Source organism: Cellulophaga omnivescoria (assembly GCF_027915275.1).
Taxonomy (GTDB): domain Bacteria; phylum Bacteroidota; class Bacteroidia; order Flavobacteriales; family Flavobacteriaceae; genus Cellulophaga; species Cellulophaga omnivescoria.
The window spans coordinates 1,769,695-1,785,650 of sequence record NZ_CP115819.1 but is presented as its reverse complement, the minus strand read 5'-3'; the positions used below and the strand labels follow the sequence as shown (position 1 = coordinate 1,785,650).

At 33.6% G+C, this 15,956-nt stretch carries 11 protein-coding genes; 3 read left to right on the top strand and 8 right to left on the bottom strand.

Going from position 1 to position 15,956, the window contains the following annotated elements; genetic code table 11:
- Nucleotides 1-10 precede the first annotated feature (10 nt).
- Complete coding sequence (locus tag PBN93_RS07985) at nucleotides 11-3,727, top strand: metallophosphoesterase (protein WP_271081862.1); 3,717 nt, start codon at nucleotides 11-13, stop codon at nucleotides 3,725-3,727.
- A 3-nt stretch (nucleotides 3,728-3,730) separates the two neighbouring features.
- Here the strand turns inward: PBN93_RS07985 and PBN93_RS07980 are convergent, their stop codons facing one another.
- The 6 genes from PBN93_RS07980 to PBN93_RS07955 form a co-directional block, all read right to left on the bottom strand.
- Entirely contained in the window at nucleotides 3,731-4,582 is an 852-nt protein-coding gene (locus PBN93_RS07980) for a hypothetical protein (protein ID WP_077401197.1), read from the bottom strand.
- Nucleotides 4,583-4,585: 3 nt separating this feature from the next.
- Entirely contained in the window at nucleotides 4,586-5,362 is a 777-nt protein-coding gene (locus tag PBN93_RS07975) for an enoyl-CoA hydratase/isomerase family protein (protein ID WP_271081861.1), read from the bottom strand.
- Between the two features lie 11 nt (nucleotides 5,363-5,373).
- Nucleotides 5,374-6,804: a sensor histidine kinase gene (locus PBN93_RS07970; RefSeq protein ID WP_077401191.1), complete on the bottom strand. Its 1,431-nt coding sequence runs from the start codon at nucleotides 6,802-6,804 to the stop codon at nucleotides 5,374-5,376.
- Nucleotides 6,805-6,915: 111 nt separating this feature from the next.
- A complete protein-coding gene (locus tag PBN93_RS07965; RefSeq protein ID WP_271081860.1) occupies nucleotides 6,916-7,281 on the bottom strand; it encodes a hypothetical protein in 366 nt (121 codons plus the stop codon).
- 77 nt (nucleotides 7,282-7,358) lie between these two features.
- A complete protein-coding gene (gene galE / locus PBN93_RS07960; RefSeq protein ID WP_077401185.1) occupies nucleotides 7,359-8,375 on the bottom strand; it encodes a UDP-glucose 4-epimerase GalE in 1,017 nt (338 codons plus the stop codon).
- Nucleotides 8,376-8,392: 17 nt separating this feature from the next.
- The gene (locus PBN93_RS07955; RefSeq protein ID WP_077401182.1) at nucleotides 8,393-9,547 is read right to left on the bottom strand and encodes a DegT/DnrJ/EryC1/StrS family aminotransferase; all 1,155 of its coding nucleotides are present in this window, start codon (nucleotides 9,545-9,547) and stop codon (nucleotides 8,393-8,395) included.
- Between the two features lie 92 nt (nucleotides 9,548-9,639).
- Between PBN93_RS07955 and PBN93_RS07950 the strand changes: the two genes are divergently transcribed.
- The gene (locus PBN93_RS07950) at nucleotides 9,640-10,887 is read left to right on the top strand and encodes a 3-deoxy-D-manno-octulosonic acid transferase (RefSeq protein WP_077401179.1); all 1,248 of its coding nucleotides are present in this window, start codon (nucleotides 9,640-9,642) and stop codon (nucleotides 10,885-10,887) included.
- A 91-nt stretch (nucleotides 10,888-10,978) separates the two neighbouring features.
- A complete protein-coding gene (locus PBN93_RS07945; protein ID WP_262487730.1) occupies nucleotides 10,979-11,104 on the top strand; it encodes a hypothetical protein in 126 nt (41 codons plus the stop codon).
- A 163-nt stretch (nucleotides 11,105-11,267) separates the two neighbouring features.
- On the opposite strand, the gene PBN93_RS07940 is transcribed toward PBN93_RS07945, so the two are convergent.
- Entirely contained in the window at nucleotides 11,268-12,725 is a 1,458-nt protein-coding gene (locus PBN93_RS07940) for a TolC family protein (RefSeq protein WP_271081859.1), read from the bottom strand.
- Nucleotides 12,712-15,951, bottom strand: a complete 3,240-nt coding sequence (locus PBN93_RS07935) for an efflux RND transporter permease subunit (protein ID WP_271081858.1) — start codon at nucleotides 15,949-15,951, stop codon at nucleotides 12,712-12,714. Before PBN93_RS07935 ends, PBN93_RS07940 begins: the two co-directional genes overlap by 14 nt.
- Nucleotides 15,952-15,956: the final 5 nt, after the last annotated feature.

The window sequence follows — 15,956 nt, the reverse complement described above, 5'->3', positions numbered from 1 at the left end:
TTTAATCTTTATGAATACTTCCATTAGAAAATATTGTTGGTCGTTATGTATTTTAATCCTTACTAATTGCGCTACACAAAAGGCAAAATATACAAATACAGAACAAGCCAAAGATACTACTACTAATAAAGATATAGAACATACGTTTTATTTAATTGGTGACGCAGGTAAATCTCCTATAAACGGAATGAACCCTGTATTAAAATCATTTAAAAAAAGAATTGAAAAAGCTACAAAAAATAGTTCTGTGTTATTTTTAGGCGATAATATTTATCCGGCAGGAATGCCAGACCCTAAAGATTCTACACAGGCTTATTTAATTGCAAAAAGTCATTTAGACGCCCAATTAAATACCTTAAAAAATTACAAAGGAAAACCATTGTTTATTCCTGGTAACCACGATTGGTATACAGAGGGCTTAGTTGGTTTAGAAAGAGAGCAAGATTATATACAAGAAGCCCTAGACAGCAAAGATGTTTTTTTTCCTGAAGATGGCTGCCCTTTAGAAACTATAGAAGTTAATGATAATTTAATAATAATTGCCATAGATACAGAATGGTATTTAACAAACTGGAATAAAAGACCAGATATAAATGATAAATGCGATATAAAAAGCAGAGAAAAATTTTTAATAGAGCTAGAAAGTTTAATCTCTAAAAACAAGCAAAAAACTACAGTTATTGCAATGCATCACCCAATGTTTAGTTATGGTTCTCATGGGGGGCAATATTCTTTTAAAAAACATTTTTATCCAAAATCTGGAGTAGGACCTTTACCTATTGTTGGTACATTTTTAAATTTGCTTAGAAAAACTGCCGGTCCATCTTCAGAAGATTTACAAGGCAAAAGATATAGAGAATTACGCAACCGCGTTGTTACACTTGCACAATACTCTAACAAAGTAATATTTGTTTCGGGACATGAACACTCTTTACAATACATTGTAGAAGAAAACACTCCGCAAATTGTTAGTGGGGCTGGTGCAAAAAGTGGTGAAACTAGACTTATTAATGGCAGCAAATTTTCTACTGGAGAAAAAGGATATGCTACATTAGAGATTTATAAAGATGGCTCATCTAGAGTGCGTTTTTATGGTTTAGACCAAAATAATAACGAGAAGTTTCTGTTTACTTCACAGGTTTTACCAGAAGACAAACAACTATTTAAAAAGGAGCTACCTAGTAATTTTCCGGCAACAACAACAGCATCCATATACACCCAAGAAGAAATTACCAAAACAGGTTTTCACAATTTTGTTTGGGGAGATCGTTACCGCAAATACTACGGCACTCCTGTAACTGTACCAACCCTAAGCCTAGATACTATATATGGTGGACTAACACCTGTAAGAGCTGGTGGCGGACACCAGTCTAAATCTTTACGTTTAGCAGATAAAGACGGCAAAGAATATGTTATGCGATCTATGCGTAAAAGTGCAGAACTATACCTGCAATCTATGGCTTTTAAAGACCAATACGTAGTTGGTGAGTTTGAAGATACTGCCATAGAAAAATTACTTATGGATTTTTACACTGGATCTCATCCTTACGCTCCATACGTTGTATCTAAACTATCTGATGCTATAAATATTTACCACACCAATCCTAAGTTATACTATATTCCTAAACAAAAAGCACTAGGAGATTTTAACGTAAATTACGGAGATGAATTGTACATGTTTGAGGAACACGCTGGTGATAATCACGGCAACCTTAAAAGCTTTGGTTACGCCAATGAGCTTAAAAGCACAGATAGTATGCTTGAAGATTTGCGTGATGATGAAAAATATGCCGTAGATGACAAAATGTACCTTAGAGCTCGACTTTTTGATATGGTTATTGGAGATTGGGACAGACATACAGACCAGTGGAGATGGGCAGAAAACAAAGAAAAAAACAAGGTAATATACAAACCAGTCCCTAGAGATAGAGACCAAGTTTTTTCTAATATGGGAGATGGCCCACTAATGAGCTTAGCAACCAGAATTGTACCCTCTTTACGCTTAATGGAAGGTTTTAATGACGAAATAAGAAGCGTACGCGGATTTAACTCTTCTCCAAAAACTTATGTATTAGACATTGCCTTATTAAGCGAAACTAAACTGGAAGATTGGATTGCAGAGGCTACATACATACAACAAAATTTAACTGCAGAGATTATAGACCAATCTTTTAAAGATTTTCCTGTAGAGATACAAGATGAGTCTTTACCTAAACTTAAAAAAATATTACTATCTCGTATATCTCATATTAAAGAGTACGCTAAGGAGTACCATAGAATACTAAACAAATTTGCAGTAGTTACAGGCACAGATAAAGACGATTGGTTTGAGATTAATCACCTAAATAAAAAAGAGGTGCAAATAAAGGCCTACCGCAACATTAAAGGAGAAAAAGAAAAACTATTCTTTGACAAAACTTTTAGTAGTGATGTCACTAAAGAAATTTGGGTTTATGGCTTAGATGATGATGATTACTTTGAAGACTATGGAGCTAACCAAAGTCAAATTAAAATTAGAATTATTGGCGGCCAAAACAATGATATTTACAACCTAACCAACGGAAAAAATACTATTGTTTATGATTACAAGTCTAAAAAAAATACGTTTAAGGCTAACAATAACACTAAAATTAGACTTACAAATGATTATAACACAAATGTGTACAACCCTTTAGCAATACGCAATAGTGTAAACCAAATTATACCAACAGTTGGTTTTAATCCAGATGACGGTGTTAAAATAGGCTTTACCAACACCTATACTTATAACGGTTTTAGACTAAATCCGTTTACAGAAAAACATACATTAAATGCCTCTTTTTACTTTGCTACTCAAGGATTTGATGTAGGCTACACAGGTGAGTTTGCAAATATTTTTGGCAACTGGAATTTTGAAGTAGCTACCAGGTTTACGAGTCCTAATTTTAGTGTTAACTTTTTTGGCTACGGAAATAATACAATAAATAATGATGATGATCTTGGTATGGATTATAACCGTGTTAAGTTAGAGCAAATTAAAGTTGCACCATCTGTTGTATTTAATGGACAACTAGGCGGAAAATTTAAAGCCGGACTAGCACTAGAAACCATAGAAGTAGAAGAAACACAAGACAGGTTTGTAAATACTTTTTATGTAGCTAACAATGAAGATGTGCGTAACACTTTTTTAGGTGCAGATGCCACCTATACTTATGAAAATAAAGACAACAATGCTTTTCCAACAATGGGTATGTCTACAATGGTAAAAGTAGGTTACAAGCAATCTTTAGTTAATGATAGTCAAAATTACGCCTACATAATTCCTAGTCTTGCTTTTGATTATAAGTTAGTACCAAACGGAAGATTAGTTTTAGCTACAAAATGGAAAGCTCATTTTAACATAGGAGACGATTATGAGTTTTACCAAGGAGCAAGTATTGGCGGTATAGACGGACTAAGAGGTTACAGAAACCAACGTTTTACTGGCAAAAAAGCCTATTACCAAAATACAGATATACGTTATAGCTTAAGAAAAATGAAAACCAATATTATACCACTTTCATTGGGTGTTTACTCTGGTTTTGATTATGGACGTATATGGTTGCCAACAGAGGATTCTAACGAGTGGAAAACGTCTTATGGTGGTGGTATCTTTTTAAACGGTGCAGATGTTATTTCTGCTAGGGTAGCATTGTTTTATGCTGATGAAGGGCCAAGATTTACATTTGGACTAGGGTTTGGTTTTTAAACCCTAGTTTAATGTATAAACATATAAGTTACCTCCTGTTTTTTTATGGTATTCATCTGCCAAATACAAGGTATTATTTGTAATAAAGCAAACAGACTCTAATTGAGTCCTAACACCTAAATCTACAGCCTTAACAGTTCCTTTAGTAAAGTTATCTGTAGTAAAATTTGTAAAACTCCAAAGCATACCATTACTAATTAGCACTATAGTTTTTTTATCTGGTGATATTGCTGCAGATGTTATTCTGCTAGTACGTTCATCTGTACCCGCCATAAAGCTACCTACAAGCTCTGCCTTATACTTGCCCTTAGTTGCAGGTATTTTGTAAATAAACGCCTCTCCATTAAAAGGTGTAGCTCTATTTTTGGTTATAATAAAAAGACTATTATTCCAGTAAAAAAGTGATTCTGCGTCATACAATAACTCTTTTTTCTTAGGAGAAAAATCTGTCTGTTCTGGGTAACTAAATTCTATTTTTTCTGCTTCAATATCATCTCCCTTTTCATTATCAGGATTAGGTACTTTTAGTATTTCTAGGTTATCTCTATCACTAGCATTATTACCAAAGTCCCCAATATAAACGTTGCCGTTATCGTCTTTAGTTAAATCTTCCCAATCATGGTTTTTACCATTTTTAACTTTTAGTGTTTTTTGCCAATTACCTTTTTCATCTACATTATAAAGCTCATCTTTATTACCTTTGTCTTCAACAAGCCACAAGCTATTTTGCCCTGTAGACACTAAACCAGACACCTCTTTAAACTCTTCTGGTATGTTGGCTACTACTTTTAATTGCCCATAATTACTACATCCAACTAAAAGTAGCAAACAACTTAGTCCTACATATTTTTTCATAAACTATGCTCCTGGAAAATTTGCTTTTCTTTTCTCTAAAAATGCAGTAGTACCCTCTTTAAAATCTTCTGTTCCAAAGCAAGCACCAAAGGCTTCAATTTCTACATCATAACCATCTTTAACAAAACCTGCATTAACTGCTTTTATAGCAGCAGAAATTGCTACAGAAGAATTGTTTGTAATTTTACCTATTAATTTATGGCAAAGTGGCAATAATTCTTCTTGTGTTACCACATAATTTACCAACCCGTAGTTTAACGCTTTATCTGCAGAAATCATTCCTGCTGTCATTATTAATTCCATAGCTCTACCCTTACCAACTAATTGTGGTAAACGCTGTGTACCACCGTAACCAGGTATAACACCTAAAGAAACTTCTGGTAAGCCCATTTTTGCATTATCGCTAGCTACTCTAAAATGGCAAGCCATAGAAAGTTCTAGTCCACCACCTAGTGCAAAACCATTAACAGCAGCAATAACTGGTGTACTCAAGTTTTCTACTAAATTAAAAAGTTCTTCTTGTCCTTTACGTGCCAATCTTGCCCCTTCTTCTTCAGAAAAATTAGCAAACTCAGAGATATCTGCACCAGCAACAAAAGCCTTATCACCACTACCCGTTAATACAATTGCTTTAACACTTTTATCTGCTTCTAAATTTGTAAAAGCCTTATGCAATTCTAAAATAGTAGCCTTGTTTAAAGCATTTAGCTTTTTTGGTCTGTCTACAGTTACAATTGCAGTGCTATTTTGCTGTTCTACTAAAATAGTTTCAAAATTCATATTTGTTAGTTTTAATTATTTTCTTTGGGAAAACGCACTACAAAAACTGTCCCTTTTTGTGGCTGAGAAGTAAATGTAATGTTCCCTTTATAGGTTTCTACAATATTTTTTACCATTCCTAATCCTAATCCCATACCGCTAGTTTTAGTAGTAAATTTAGGTTCAAAAACTTTATCTTTATAATCGTCTGCTATACCAACTCCGTTGTCTGCTACAGATATTTTTACATAATCTCCTTCTGATGCTACTGTTACCAATACTTTAGGATTTTCTACCTCTGGTACGGCTTGCATTGCATTTTTTACCAAATTAGTAACCACACGCACCAATTGTGTTCGGTCTAATTTTGCAACAATAGTCTCTTCTTCTGCTATAAAGTGAATATAACTTTCATTAAAGATATCTACAGCCAATTTAACAATTTTAACTACGTTTAAGGTTTCATTTTGCTGCGCTGGCATTTGCGCAAAATTAGAAAAAGCAGATGCAATACTACTCATAGTATCTATTTGCTGAATTAATGTTTTTGAATACTCTGCAAGTTTCTCTTTAACATCTGGATCTTCTGGATTAAACTTACGCTCAAAACTCTGCACACTTAAACGCATAGGAGTAAGCGGATTTTTTATTTCATGAGCTACTTGCTTTGCCATTTCGCGCCAAGCTTGCTCCCTTTCACTCTTAGCTAGTTTGGCTGCACTTTGCTCCAACTCATCAATCATTCCGTTATAAGCATCTACTAAGCGTCCTATTTCTTCGCTAGGGTTATCTATTAATATTTTTGGATTTCTAATGCTTAAATCAGTTTTATTAAGCTTATCTGAAATTGTTTGTAAAGATCTTGTTATGTATTTAGATGTAAAATAAGCCAATACTATAGCAATTATAAACATGACTATATAAACTAGGCCTAAACGTAACAAAAACTCTGGCAGCTCTTTATCTTCAAAAGAGGTATCTTCTACATACTCTAGCTTTAAAATACCTATATCTCTAAATTTTAAATCTTTTATAAAAGTGTAAGAGGATCTAAAAATTTTTTCTTCATTAGATATTTTTTCAATATGACTAACTTCTTCTACATAACGTTGGTTATCACTAGTTTTTAATTTTTGAAGAACAACAGCATCTAAACAACTTGAAACAGATGTTTTATTAAGCAAAGGATGAGAATCTATAATTAATTCTCCCTCTAAATCATAAATACTAAAATTTACATTTTGAATTTCTGCAATTTCAAAAATCTCTTCTTTAAAAATTAAATGAAGCTTTTCTGTAATACGTTCAAAAGAGGTTTTTCTAATGGTAAGATTTACACTTTCTTTTATCTGTGCCTCTTTACGTTCTAAACGGTCTTGGTTATATTCTTTGGATTGTTCCCTATATTGGTAAATTGTTACACCAGCTATTAATATTGATGCCATAAGCACCAAAAACATCATGGTAATAAAAATACGCGACCTAAGTGATAATTTTTTAAACAAGAGTTTATTATTTACCTTCAAATATAGCAATTATTACGCCAAAATTAATTGCTCAGAAACCACTATTAATTAGCTAGAATATTGACTTTTGTACCACACCTTTTGCCATTCTCTTTTTAAGATTAAAAATGCCACTTGATCTGCTACCTCAACTGCATCTGTAACTTCAATTTTTTTAAGTGTTTGTTCTGGAATATCAATAATATACAAGAGATTAAGGTACTCTGTAAAACGTTCTAAAAGCAATTGATAAATTTTTTCGCGTAGGCCAGCGGCAAGCTCTTCTGGAGAAACTGTTTTATTTTCTTTAAGCAGATTAAAGTCTATGTTAGCTAAACCAAAGTCTTTTTGTAATTGAGTTACCAAATTACCATATAGGTTTTGACTCGTTACAGAGCTTAAAAGAGTTTTGGTATTTGGATAATTAAATGTCATTTCTTTTATGTACGCAAAAAAATAAAGTATGGTTTACAGTAAAACCATACTTTATTACTTTTAACATTAGCTTGTATTTAATTTCTAATTTTTTGCTCCCAATCCCAGGCAGATTTCATTGCTTCATCTAGGGTAGATTCTGCTTTCCAACCCAAAACAGTATTTGCTTTTGTAGTATCTGCATAGGCAGTTGTAATATCTCCTGGTCTACGATCTACAATTTTATAATTTAATTTTTTACCAGACACACGCTCAAAGCTTTTTATTGCTTCTAAAACAGAACTTCCAGTACCTGTACCTACGTTAAAAACTTCATAGTTTGCACTATTATTACCGCCAATTAAACGTTCTAAAGCTACAACGTGTGCCTTTGCTAAGTCTACAACGTGTATATAATCTCTAATACAAGTGCCATCTGGCGTAGGATAATCTCCTCCAAAAACAGACAATTGCTCTCTTAAACCAACACCTGCTTGTGTTATAAAAGGTACTAAATTTTGTGGCACTCCTATTGGCAACTCTCCAATTTCTGCACTTGGGTGTGCACCCATTGGATTAAAGTAACGCAAAGCAATTGCGTTTAAAGCAGGCACAACTTTACAGGTGTCTCTTATAATTTCTTCGCCCATTTGCTTGGTATTGCCATAAGGAGACTCTGCTTCTTTTACTGGTGCATTTTCTGTAATTGGCATAATGTCTGCTTGACCATATACAGTACAAGAAGAACTAAAAATAAAATTAGCTTTTTGCATTGCAGATAATTCTTGTAACAAATACACCAATGTTCCTATATTGTTTTCATAATATAATAATGGTTTTTCTACACTTTCTCCTACAGCCTTAGAAGCTGCAAAATGTATAACACCAGCAATATTAGAATGACGTTTAAAAAAATCTTGAACCTTAGATTTTTCTTTTAAATCGAACTTTTCAAAAGTTGGCTTTGTACCTGTTATGGCCACAATACCATCTAATACTTTTTCTGAAGAATTAGATAAATCATCAATAATTACGACTTCAAAACCCTTGTTTTGTAATTCTACCACAGTGTGCGAACCAATAAAGCCTAATCCGCCAGTTACTAATATTTTCATCTATTTCTATATTATGGTTAGTTATTTAAAAACTCTAAAACAGCATTGGTTATATAAGCAATTTGCTCATCATCTAACTCGGTATGCATTGGTAAAGAAATTACCTCTTTAACCAATTGGTTTGTTACAGGAAAATCTGCTTCATTATACCTACTATCTTTATATGCTTTTTGCAAGTGTAGTGGAATTGGGTAATACACACCACAAGGAATATCTTTAGATTGCAAATGTTTTACAAGTGCATCTCTATCATTATTTTTTATCTGTAATGTATATTGATGAAATACGTGACAATCACAAACACAAGTGTCAGAAGAACAACATACAGTCATTTTAGGCGTAACAATATCTTTATGGTTTGCTAAAGCCATAGAGTATTTTAATGCTGCAGCTCTACGTTTTTGGTTGTAGGCATCTAAATTAGGCAACTTGGCCCTTAAAACTGCCGCTTGTATAGAGTCTAACCTAGAGTTTACACCAACAACATCATGGTGGTAACGCTCGTACATTCCGTGGTTTACAATACCTCTTAATGTATGGGCTAGCTCATCATTATTTGTAAAAATAGCTCCACCATCTCCGTAAGCTCCTAAATTTTTTGAAGGAAAAAACGAGGTTGCAGAAACGTGACCCATTGTGCCCGCTTTTTTCTTGCTTCCGTCTTTAGAAATATAACTTGCACCTATAGCCTGTGCGTTATCTTCAATAACATATAAATTATGCTTTTCTGCAATTTCTAAAATAGCATCCATATTTGCACATTGTCCAAATAAATGTACAGGTACAATAGCTTTAGTTTTTGGCGTAATAGCTTTTTCTATAGCAGCAGGGTTTATGTTAAACGTATCTGGTTCAACATCTACCAAAACAGGTGTTAATTGTAGCAACGCTATAACTTCTACTGTGGCAGCAAAAGTAAAATCTGCAGTAATAACCTCATCTCCTGGTTGCAGCCCAAGTCCCATCATTGCAATTTGCAAAGCATCTGTACCATTTGCACAAGGAATCATATGTTTAACACCCAAATAGTCTTCCATTTCTTTTTGCAAAGCATGTACTTCTGGACCGTTAATATATGATGATGTTTCTAATATTTGAGAGATAGAAGAATTTATCTGCTCTTTTATATCTTGGTATTGACCGTTAAGGTCTACCATCTGAATTTTTTTCATTGCCTTAATTTGAAAGGTAAATTTACAAAAATACCAATGGGCAACAATGAAATTAATGAAAGAAACGTATTTTTACGACAAATAAACTCTAGGTGCATCTTTTATATAACTTTGTAGTACATATTGCCGCTATTTTAGTTAAAATTATTGCTAATTTTAATCCTAAAATAAAACTCTTTGTAAAGGGCCGTAAAGACACTTACAACACCCTAAATAATAACATAAATACCACAGATAAGGTTATTTGGGTGCACACCGCCTCTTTAGGTGAATACGAACAAGGCCTACCTATTATTGAAAAAACAAAAGAAGAATACCCTACTTATAAAATTGTAGTTACTTTTTTTTCTCCCTCTGGTTATGAGGTTAAAAAAAATGATAAAATTGCAGACGCCATTGTTTACTTACCGTTAGACACATTAACAAATGCCAAAAAGTTTATAAATGCTGTAAACCCTAAAATTGCCATTTTTGTGAAATATGAGATTTGGCCAAACCACCTTAAAGTTTTAAAAGAAAAGCAAATACCAACACTTTTAGTTTCTGCTTACTTTAAAAAAGAACAATCGTTTTTTAAATGGTATGGTGGGTTTATGCGTAAAAGTCTAACTGCTTTTACACACTTTTTTGTGCAAGACTCTAACTCAAAAAAGTTACTTAAAAGTATTGGTTATAACAATTGCACTGTTAGTGGTGATACAAGGTTTGACCGTGTTTCTAAAATATTAGAACAAGATAATACATTGGATTTTATGAGCAGTTTTGTACAAAACAAAACCTGTGTAGTAGCCGGTAGTACTTGGCCAAATGGGCAGTTATTTTTATCAACCTATATAAATAATACAACTGTAGAAAACGTAAAGTTTGTAATTGCCCCACACAATATTATACACTCTCAAATACAAGAATTAAAAAATAGTATACAAAAAAAAGTAGTTTTATTTTCTGAAATTAATGGCAGAGACATTTCTGGTTTTGATGTTTTAATAATTGATACGATTGGCATTTTAACCAAAATATATAGTTATGCAAACATTGCTTACGTAGGTGGCGGTTTTACAAAAGGTGGTTTACACAATACTTTAGAACCTGCTGTTTTTGGAGTTCCTATTATCATTGGTCCTATTTACAAAGGCTTTAAAGAAGCTGAAGATTTGGTAGAGCTTAAAGGTATTTTAACCACAGCTAACCAAAACCAATTTACAAGTAATTTAAACCAGTTACTTACCAATAAAGAACACTACAATACCACTGCAGAAATAAACAAAACATATGTTGCCCAAAATATTGGAGCCACAAACAAAATTGCCACATACATACACCAGCTACTTGTAAAATAACATACAAAACCACCAAAAAATAAACGCAACCTGCTGATTTACAGTTGCTAAAATGAATTTTAATTTGTACCTTACTAGAAACTATTGAGATATGAAAGAATTAACTGTTGGCACAAAAGTCTTAAACAGTTTCCTAGGCGCAATGGTTGTTGTACTTGTTGCAATATTAATTGCCGTTGTAGGATGCTTAATTTTGGCTGCCGTAGGTGTCTTGTAAAAAAGACAAAAGCACTTTTCCCACGTCTTGTTTTTGAATTTAGCTTTAAAACGCTATAAATTATAATAAAAAAAGCCCTTCTAAAATGAAGGGCTTTTTCGTTGAAAAAGTAGAGAACTAAAAAACTTTAACAACTAACTTAAAAAACATAACAATTAAAAAACTAATTCCATCCGCCACCTAAAGCGTGGTATATATTTACGTGCGCTAGCATTTGTGCTTTTTTGGTTTCTACTAGTTCTATTTTTGCCTCTAAAGCATCACGCTGTGTTAGTAATACCTCCATATAATCTGCTCTTGCAGATTTAAATAACTTATTAGAAATTTCTATAGACTCTGTTAACGCATTTACTTCTTGCTGTTTTGCCTCAAAACTTTTTTTTAGATTTTTTATGTTAGACAATTGGTTTGTGGTTTCTATGTAACCGTTTAAAATAGCCTTCTCATACTCGTATACCGCTTTTATTTGTCTTTTATTTGCATTTTTATATGCTGCCTTAATAGCATTACGGTTTATTAGTGGTGCAACAACATCACCAACAATATTATAAAGCACAGACTCTGGCGTTTTTGTTAAAAACTTAGGCTTAAAAGCCTCTAACCCCACACCTGCTTTAATACCTATTGATGGATAAAAATTGGCTTTGGCTACTTTAATATTTAATTTATGGGCCGCTAACTCATACTCCGCACGCTTAATATCTGGTCTGTTTTGTAGTAACTGACTTGGTACACCTGCATACACTGGAGTAGTAGTAATTTCTACAAAATCTGTTGTGGTTCTTGTAATATGCTTAGGATAAGATCCCATTAGAAAACAAATTTTATTTTCTGCCTCTGTAATCTGTTGCTGTATTTGGTATCTAGAACTTTGGTTTTTTAAAACCTCTGCTTCAAAACGTTTAACACCTAATTCTGTTGCTCTTGCTGCTTGTTTTTGCAGCTTGACTATTTCTAGCACGTTTTTTTGAATAGCTATATTCTGGTCTATTATTTTAAGCTGATTGTCTAGAGCTAAAAGCTCATAGTATGAAGAAGCAATTTCTGAAACCAAATTGGTAATCATAAAGTTTTTGCCTTCTTCACTTGCCAAATACTCTAAAACAGCAGCTTTTTTAGAATTCCTTAGTTTTTTCCAAACATCTAACTCCCATGACGCAACTGCAGCTACTTGATAATTAGGTAATGGTTCTGGAAATTCTTTTCCGTCTTTAATATCTGTGTTAGCATCGTTGGCGCCTTGACTTGTATAACGACCTACTTTTTCTACCTCTGCACCTGCTTGTATGTTTACAAATGGTAAATACTCACCTTTTCTAACCAAAATTTCATTTTTAGCCACCTGTACTTCTTGTAGCATAATATTTAGCTCTTGGTTATTAACTAAGGCAGTATCTATAATTGCTTTTAAATTGGGATCAGAAAAATACTGATCCCATTTCATAACAGCAGAATTTACAGTGTCTGTAGTTGTATTATTGTATACAGTTGGCACAGTTGTGTTTTCATTTTTTATTTCTCTTACTGGTACACAAGAATAAAAAGCAAACACACAAATAACACAAACTAGATAAGCTTTTTTAAGCCTAAGTACAGTTTTATATTTATTAATTATCTTCATTTTTAGCTATTAATTTTTTCAAAAGTTGATTTATTTTCTCCATACGAGCCTTTATTCCGCTTTTACGTTCACTAGCTCTCATAAACTCTTCAGAAACCGGCATTGTATCTTCATCTTTAATAAGACTACGCCCATCTGCCATTTTTGCAAAAATGTAATAAAGTCCAGGTATAATAAGTACACCAAATAAAGTACCTAAAAGCATTCCTCCTAAAGAAGAACCGCCTATAGTTTTATTTCCTATTGCACCTGCTCCTGTAGCAATAATTAGTGGTATTAAACCTGCAATAAATGCAAAGGAAGTCATTAAAATAGGTCTAAAACGAGCTTTTGCACCTTCTATTGCTGCGTCAAATATTGTAGAACCTTGATTCCTTTTTTGAACCGCAAACTCCACAATTAACACTCCGTTTTTACCTAACAAACCAACTAACATAATCATACCAATTTGTGCGTAAACATCATTAGAAAGTCCCATCATTTTTAATAAAAAGAACGACCCAAAAATACCCACGGGTAATGATAGTATTACGGCCAAAGGCAGTAAAAAGCTTTCATACTGTGCTGCCAAAACCAAGTAAACAAACACTAATACAATAGCAAAAATGTAGATAGACTCGTTACCTCTGCGTGCCTCATCATAAGACAATCCCTCCCAAGCAACGTCATACCCATGTGGTAAAGATTCTTTAGCTACTTCTTGTATTGCTTTTATAGCATCGCCACTAGTATAACCAGAAGCCGGCAGCCCCCTAATTGCAGCAGAATTGTACAAATTGTACCTAGTAATTTCATTAGGGCCAAGTGCTTTTTCAATCTTCATAAAAGCAGAATACGGTACCATTTTACCTTCTTCACTCTTTACAAAAAGTTTTTCTAGGTCTGATGGTAAACTTCTGTACTCTGGTGCTGCTTGGGTATATACTTTAAAAAATCTACCAAAACGTATAAATCCTTGCTCATAAGTACTACCAATTAAAATATTTAGGTTTTCCATAGCAGCACCAATAGATACCCCTTTTTGCATTGCAGCTTTATTATCTATTTTAAGTTTATACTGCGGATAGTTAGCTGCGTAAAAAGTAAACAAACCACTTAACTCCTTACGCTTTCCTAACGCTTCCATAAAGTTGTTGTTTATTTTCTCGAACTCATGATAGTCTGTACCATTAGTTTTATCTAACAAACGCATAGAAAAACCACCAGAAGATCCGAAACCAGGAACTGCAGGCGGCTCAAAATACTCTATAACGGCACCTAAATTTTTGGTTTCTTCCTCTAATTCTTCCATTATTTCATGAACAGAATGATGGCGCTCTGACCAAGGCTTTAAATTAATTAAACATGTTCCTGCATTAGAACCACGTCCTTCTGTCATAATCTCATAACCTGCCAAAGAAGAAACCGATGCTACACCTTCTGTTTCTTCACATATGGCTTGTAGTTTTCTGGCAACCTCGTTTGTACGTTCTAAAGTAGATCCTGGAGGTGTTTGTATAATGGCATAAATCATCCCTTGATCTTCATTAGGAATAAAACCTGCTGGTAATACTTTATTAGCCAAGAAAATACCTGCGCAAAATATTGCTAACACACCAAAGGTTAATACCCTACGCGCAACAATTTTATTTAAGATTTTTACATAACTACCAGTAAGTCGTTCAAAGCCTTTGTTAAACCAATCTATAAACTTATCTACTGGAGATTTTTTTCTTTTTCCATTATTATGCTTTAACAACATTGCACATAAAACCGGCGTTAATGTTAAAGCAACTAATGCAGAAATTACTATTGAACCAGCCATTGTTATAGAAAACTGACGGTAAAACACACCTACTGGACCTGTCATAAAAGAAATAGGCACAAAAACCGAAACCATTACCAACGTAATTGCTATAATGGCACCACCAATTTCGCCCACCACACTTTTTACAGCTTTATAAGGCGATACGTGTTCTTCTTCCATTTTAGCGTGCACAGCTTCTACAACTACAATAGCATCATCTACCACAATACCAATAGCTAAGACTAATGCAAAAAGCGTTATTAAATTTATAGACAATCCAAATAATTGCATAACAAAAAATGCACCTATAAGTGATACTGGCACTGCTATAATAGGAATTAACGTTGATCTCCAATCTCCCAAGAACAAGAATACTACAATAGCTACAAGAATAAATGCATCTCTAAGCGTGTGAATTACTTGCTCAATAGATGCATCTAAAAAATTAGAAACATCATAACTTATTTTATACTCAATACCAGGAGGTAAATCTTCTTTTAACTCTTTAAGTTTTTCTTTTACGTTATCTATAACATCACTACCATTACTACCAAAGGTTTGTTTAAGCACAATGGAAGCAGATGACTTACCATCTAAATTAGAATAGATATCAAAAAACTCGCTTCCTAGTTCTACATCAGCAATATCCTTTAGCGTTAAAATTTCTCCTTCTTCATTGGCTTTTATAATAATGTCTTTGTATTGCTCTGGCTCACTATACCTATCCTGGTAAACCAACGTATATTCTAATGCTTGTGATTTTTTACCAGAGCTTCTACCAATTCTACCGGGTCTGGCTAAAATACTTTGGTCTTCCATTGCTTTTAAAACTTCTTCTGCAGAGATATTATAAGCACGCATATGATCTGGTTTTAACCAAACACGCATAGCATACTTACGGCTACCCAAAATTTTAGCACTTGCAATACCATCTATACGCTGTATTTCGGGTACCATTTTGGTGTAAGCATAATTATATAGGAACTTTTCGTCAGTATGCTTTTCATTACTGTATAAGTTAACATACATAAGCATACTTGGCTGTACAGGTGTTATAATTACACCTTCACGCTGTACCAATTCTGGCAACAAAGGCATTACTTGGTCTACACGCGTTTTTATCTTAACCACAGCCTCACTTGGGTCCGTACCAGGCTCAAAAATTACACGTAAAGTTCCTTCACCCGCACTTGTAGCATCTGATGCTATGTAACGCATACCCTGCACACCGTTTATAGAAGTTTCTAGTGGTATTAATGTAGACTTTACCAACACATCTGCACTAGCACCAGGATACGCAATAAAAATATTTACTGTTGTTGGCGCTATTTGCGGAAACTGGGATATAGGCAATTGGTTTATTGCTAACAGTCCTGTAAAAATAATAATTACAGAAATTACAATAGCCAACACAGGCCTTTTTATAAATTTACTAAACATATTTT

What these genes read in the sequence shown, in the direction of transcription:
- PBN93_RS07985 (WP_271081862.1), top strand. Translation starts at nt 11, where the DNA reads ATGAATACTTCCATTAGAAAATATTGTTGGTCGTTATGTATTTTAATC.
- PBN93_RS07955 (WP_077401182.1), bottom strand. Translation starts at nt 9,547, where the DNA reads ATGAAAAAAATTCAGATGGTAGACCTTAACGGTCAATACCAAGATATA.
- PBN93_RS07970 (WP_077401191.1), bottom strand. Translation starts at nt 6,804, where the DNA reads ATGATGTTTTTGGTGCTTATGGCATCAATATTAATAGCTGGTGTAACA.
- PBN93_RS07965 (WP_271081860.1), bottom strand. Translation starts at nt 7,281, where the DNA reads ATGACATTTAATTATCCAAATACCAAAACTCTTTTAAGCTCTGTAACG.
- PBN93_RS07940 (WP_271081859.1), bottom strand. Translation starts at nt 12,725, where the DNA reads ATGAAGATAATTAATAAATATAAAACTGTACTTAGGCTTAAAAAAGCT.
- galE (WP_077401185.1), bottom strand. Translation starts at nt 8,375, where the DNA reads ATGAAAATATTAGTAACTGGCGGATTAGGCTTTATTGGTTCGCACACT.
- PBN93_RS07935 (WP_271081858.1), bottom strand. Translation starts at nt 15,951, where the DNA reads ATGTTTAGTAAATTTATAAAAAGGCCTGTGTTGGCTATTGTAATTTCT.
- PBN93_RS07945 (WP_262487730.1), top strand. Translation starts at nt 10,979, where the DNA reads ATGAAAGAATTAACTGTTGGCACAAAAGTCTTAAACAGTTTCCTAGGC.
- PBN93_RS07975 (WP_271081861.1), bottom strand. Translation starts at nt 5,362, where the DNA reads ATGAATTTTGAAACTATTTTAGTAGAACAGCAAAATAGCACTGCAATT.
- PBN93_RS07980 (WP_077401197.1), bottom strand. Translation starts at nt 4,582, where the DNA reads ATGAAAAAATATGTAGGACTAAGTTGTTTGCTACTTTTAGTTGGATGT.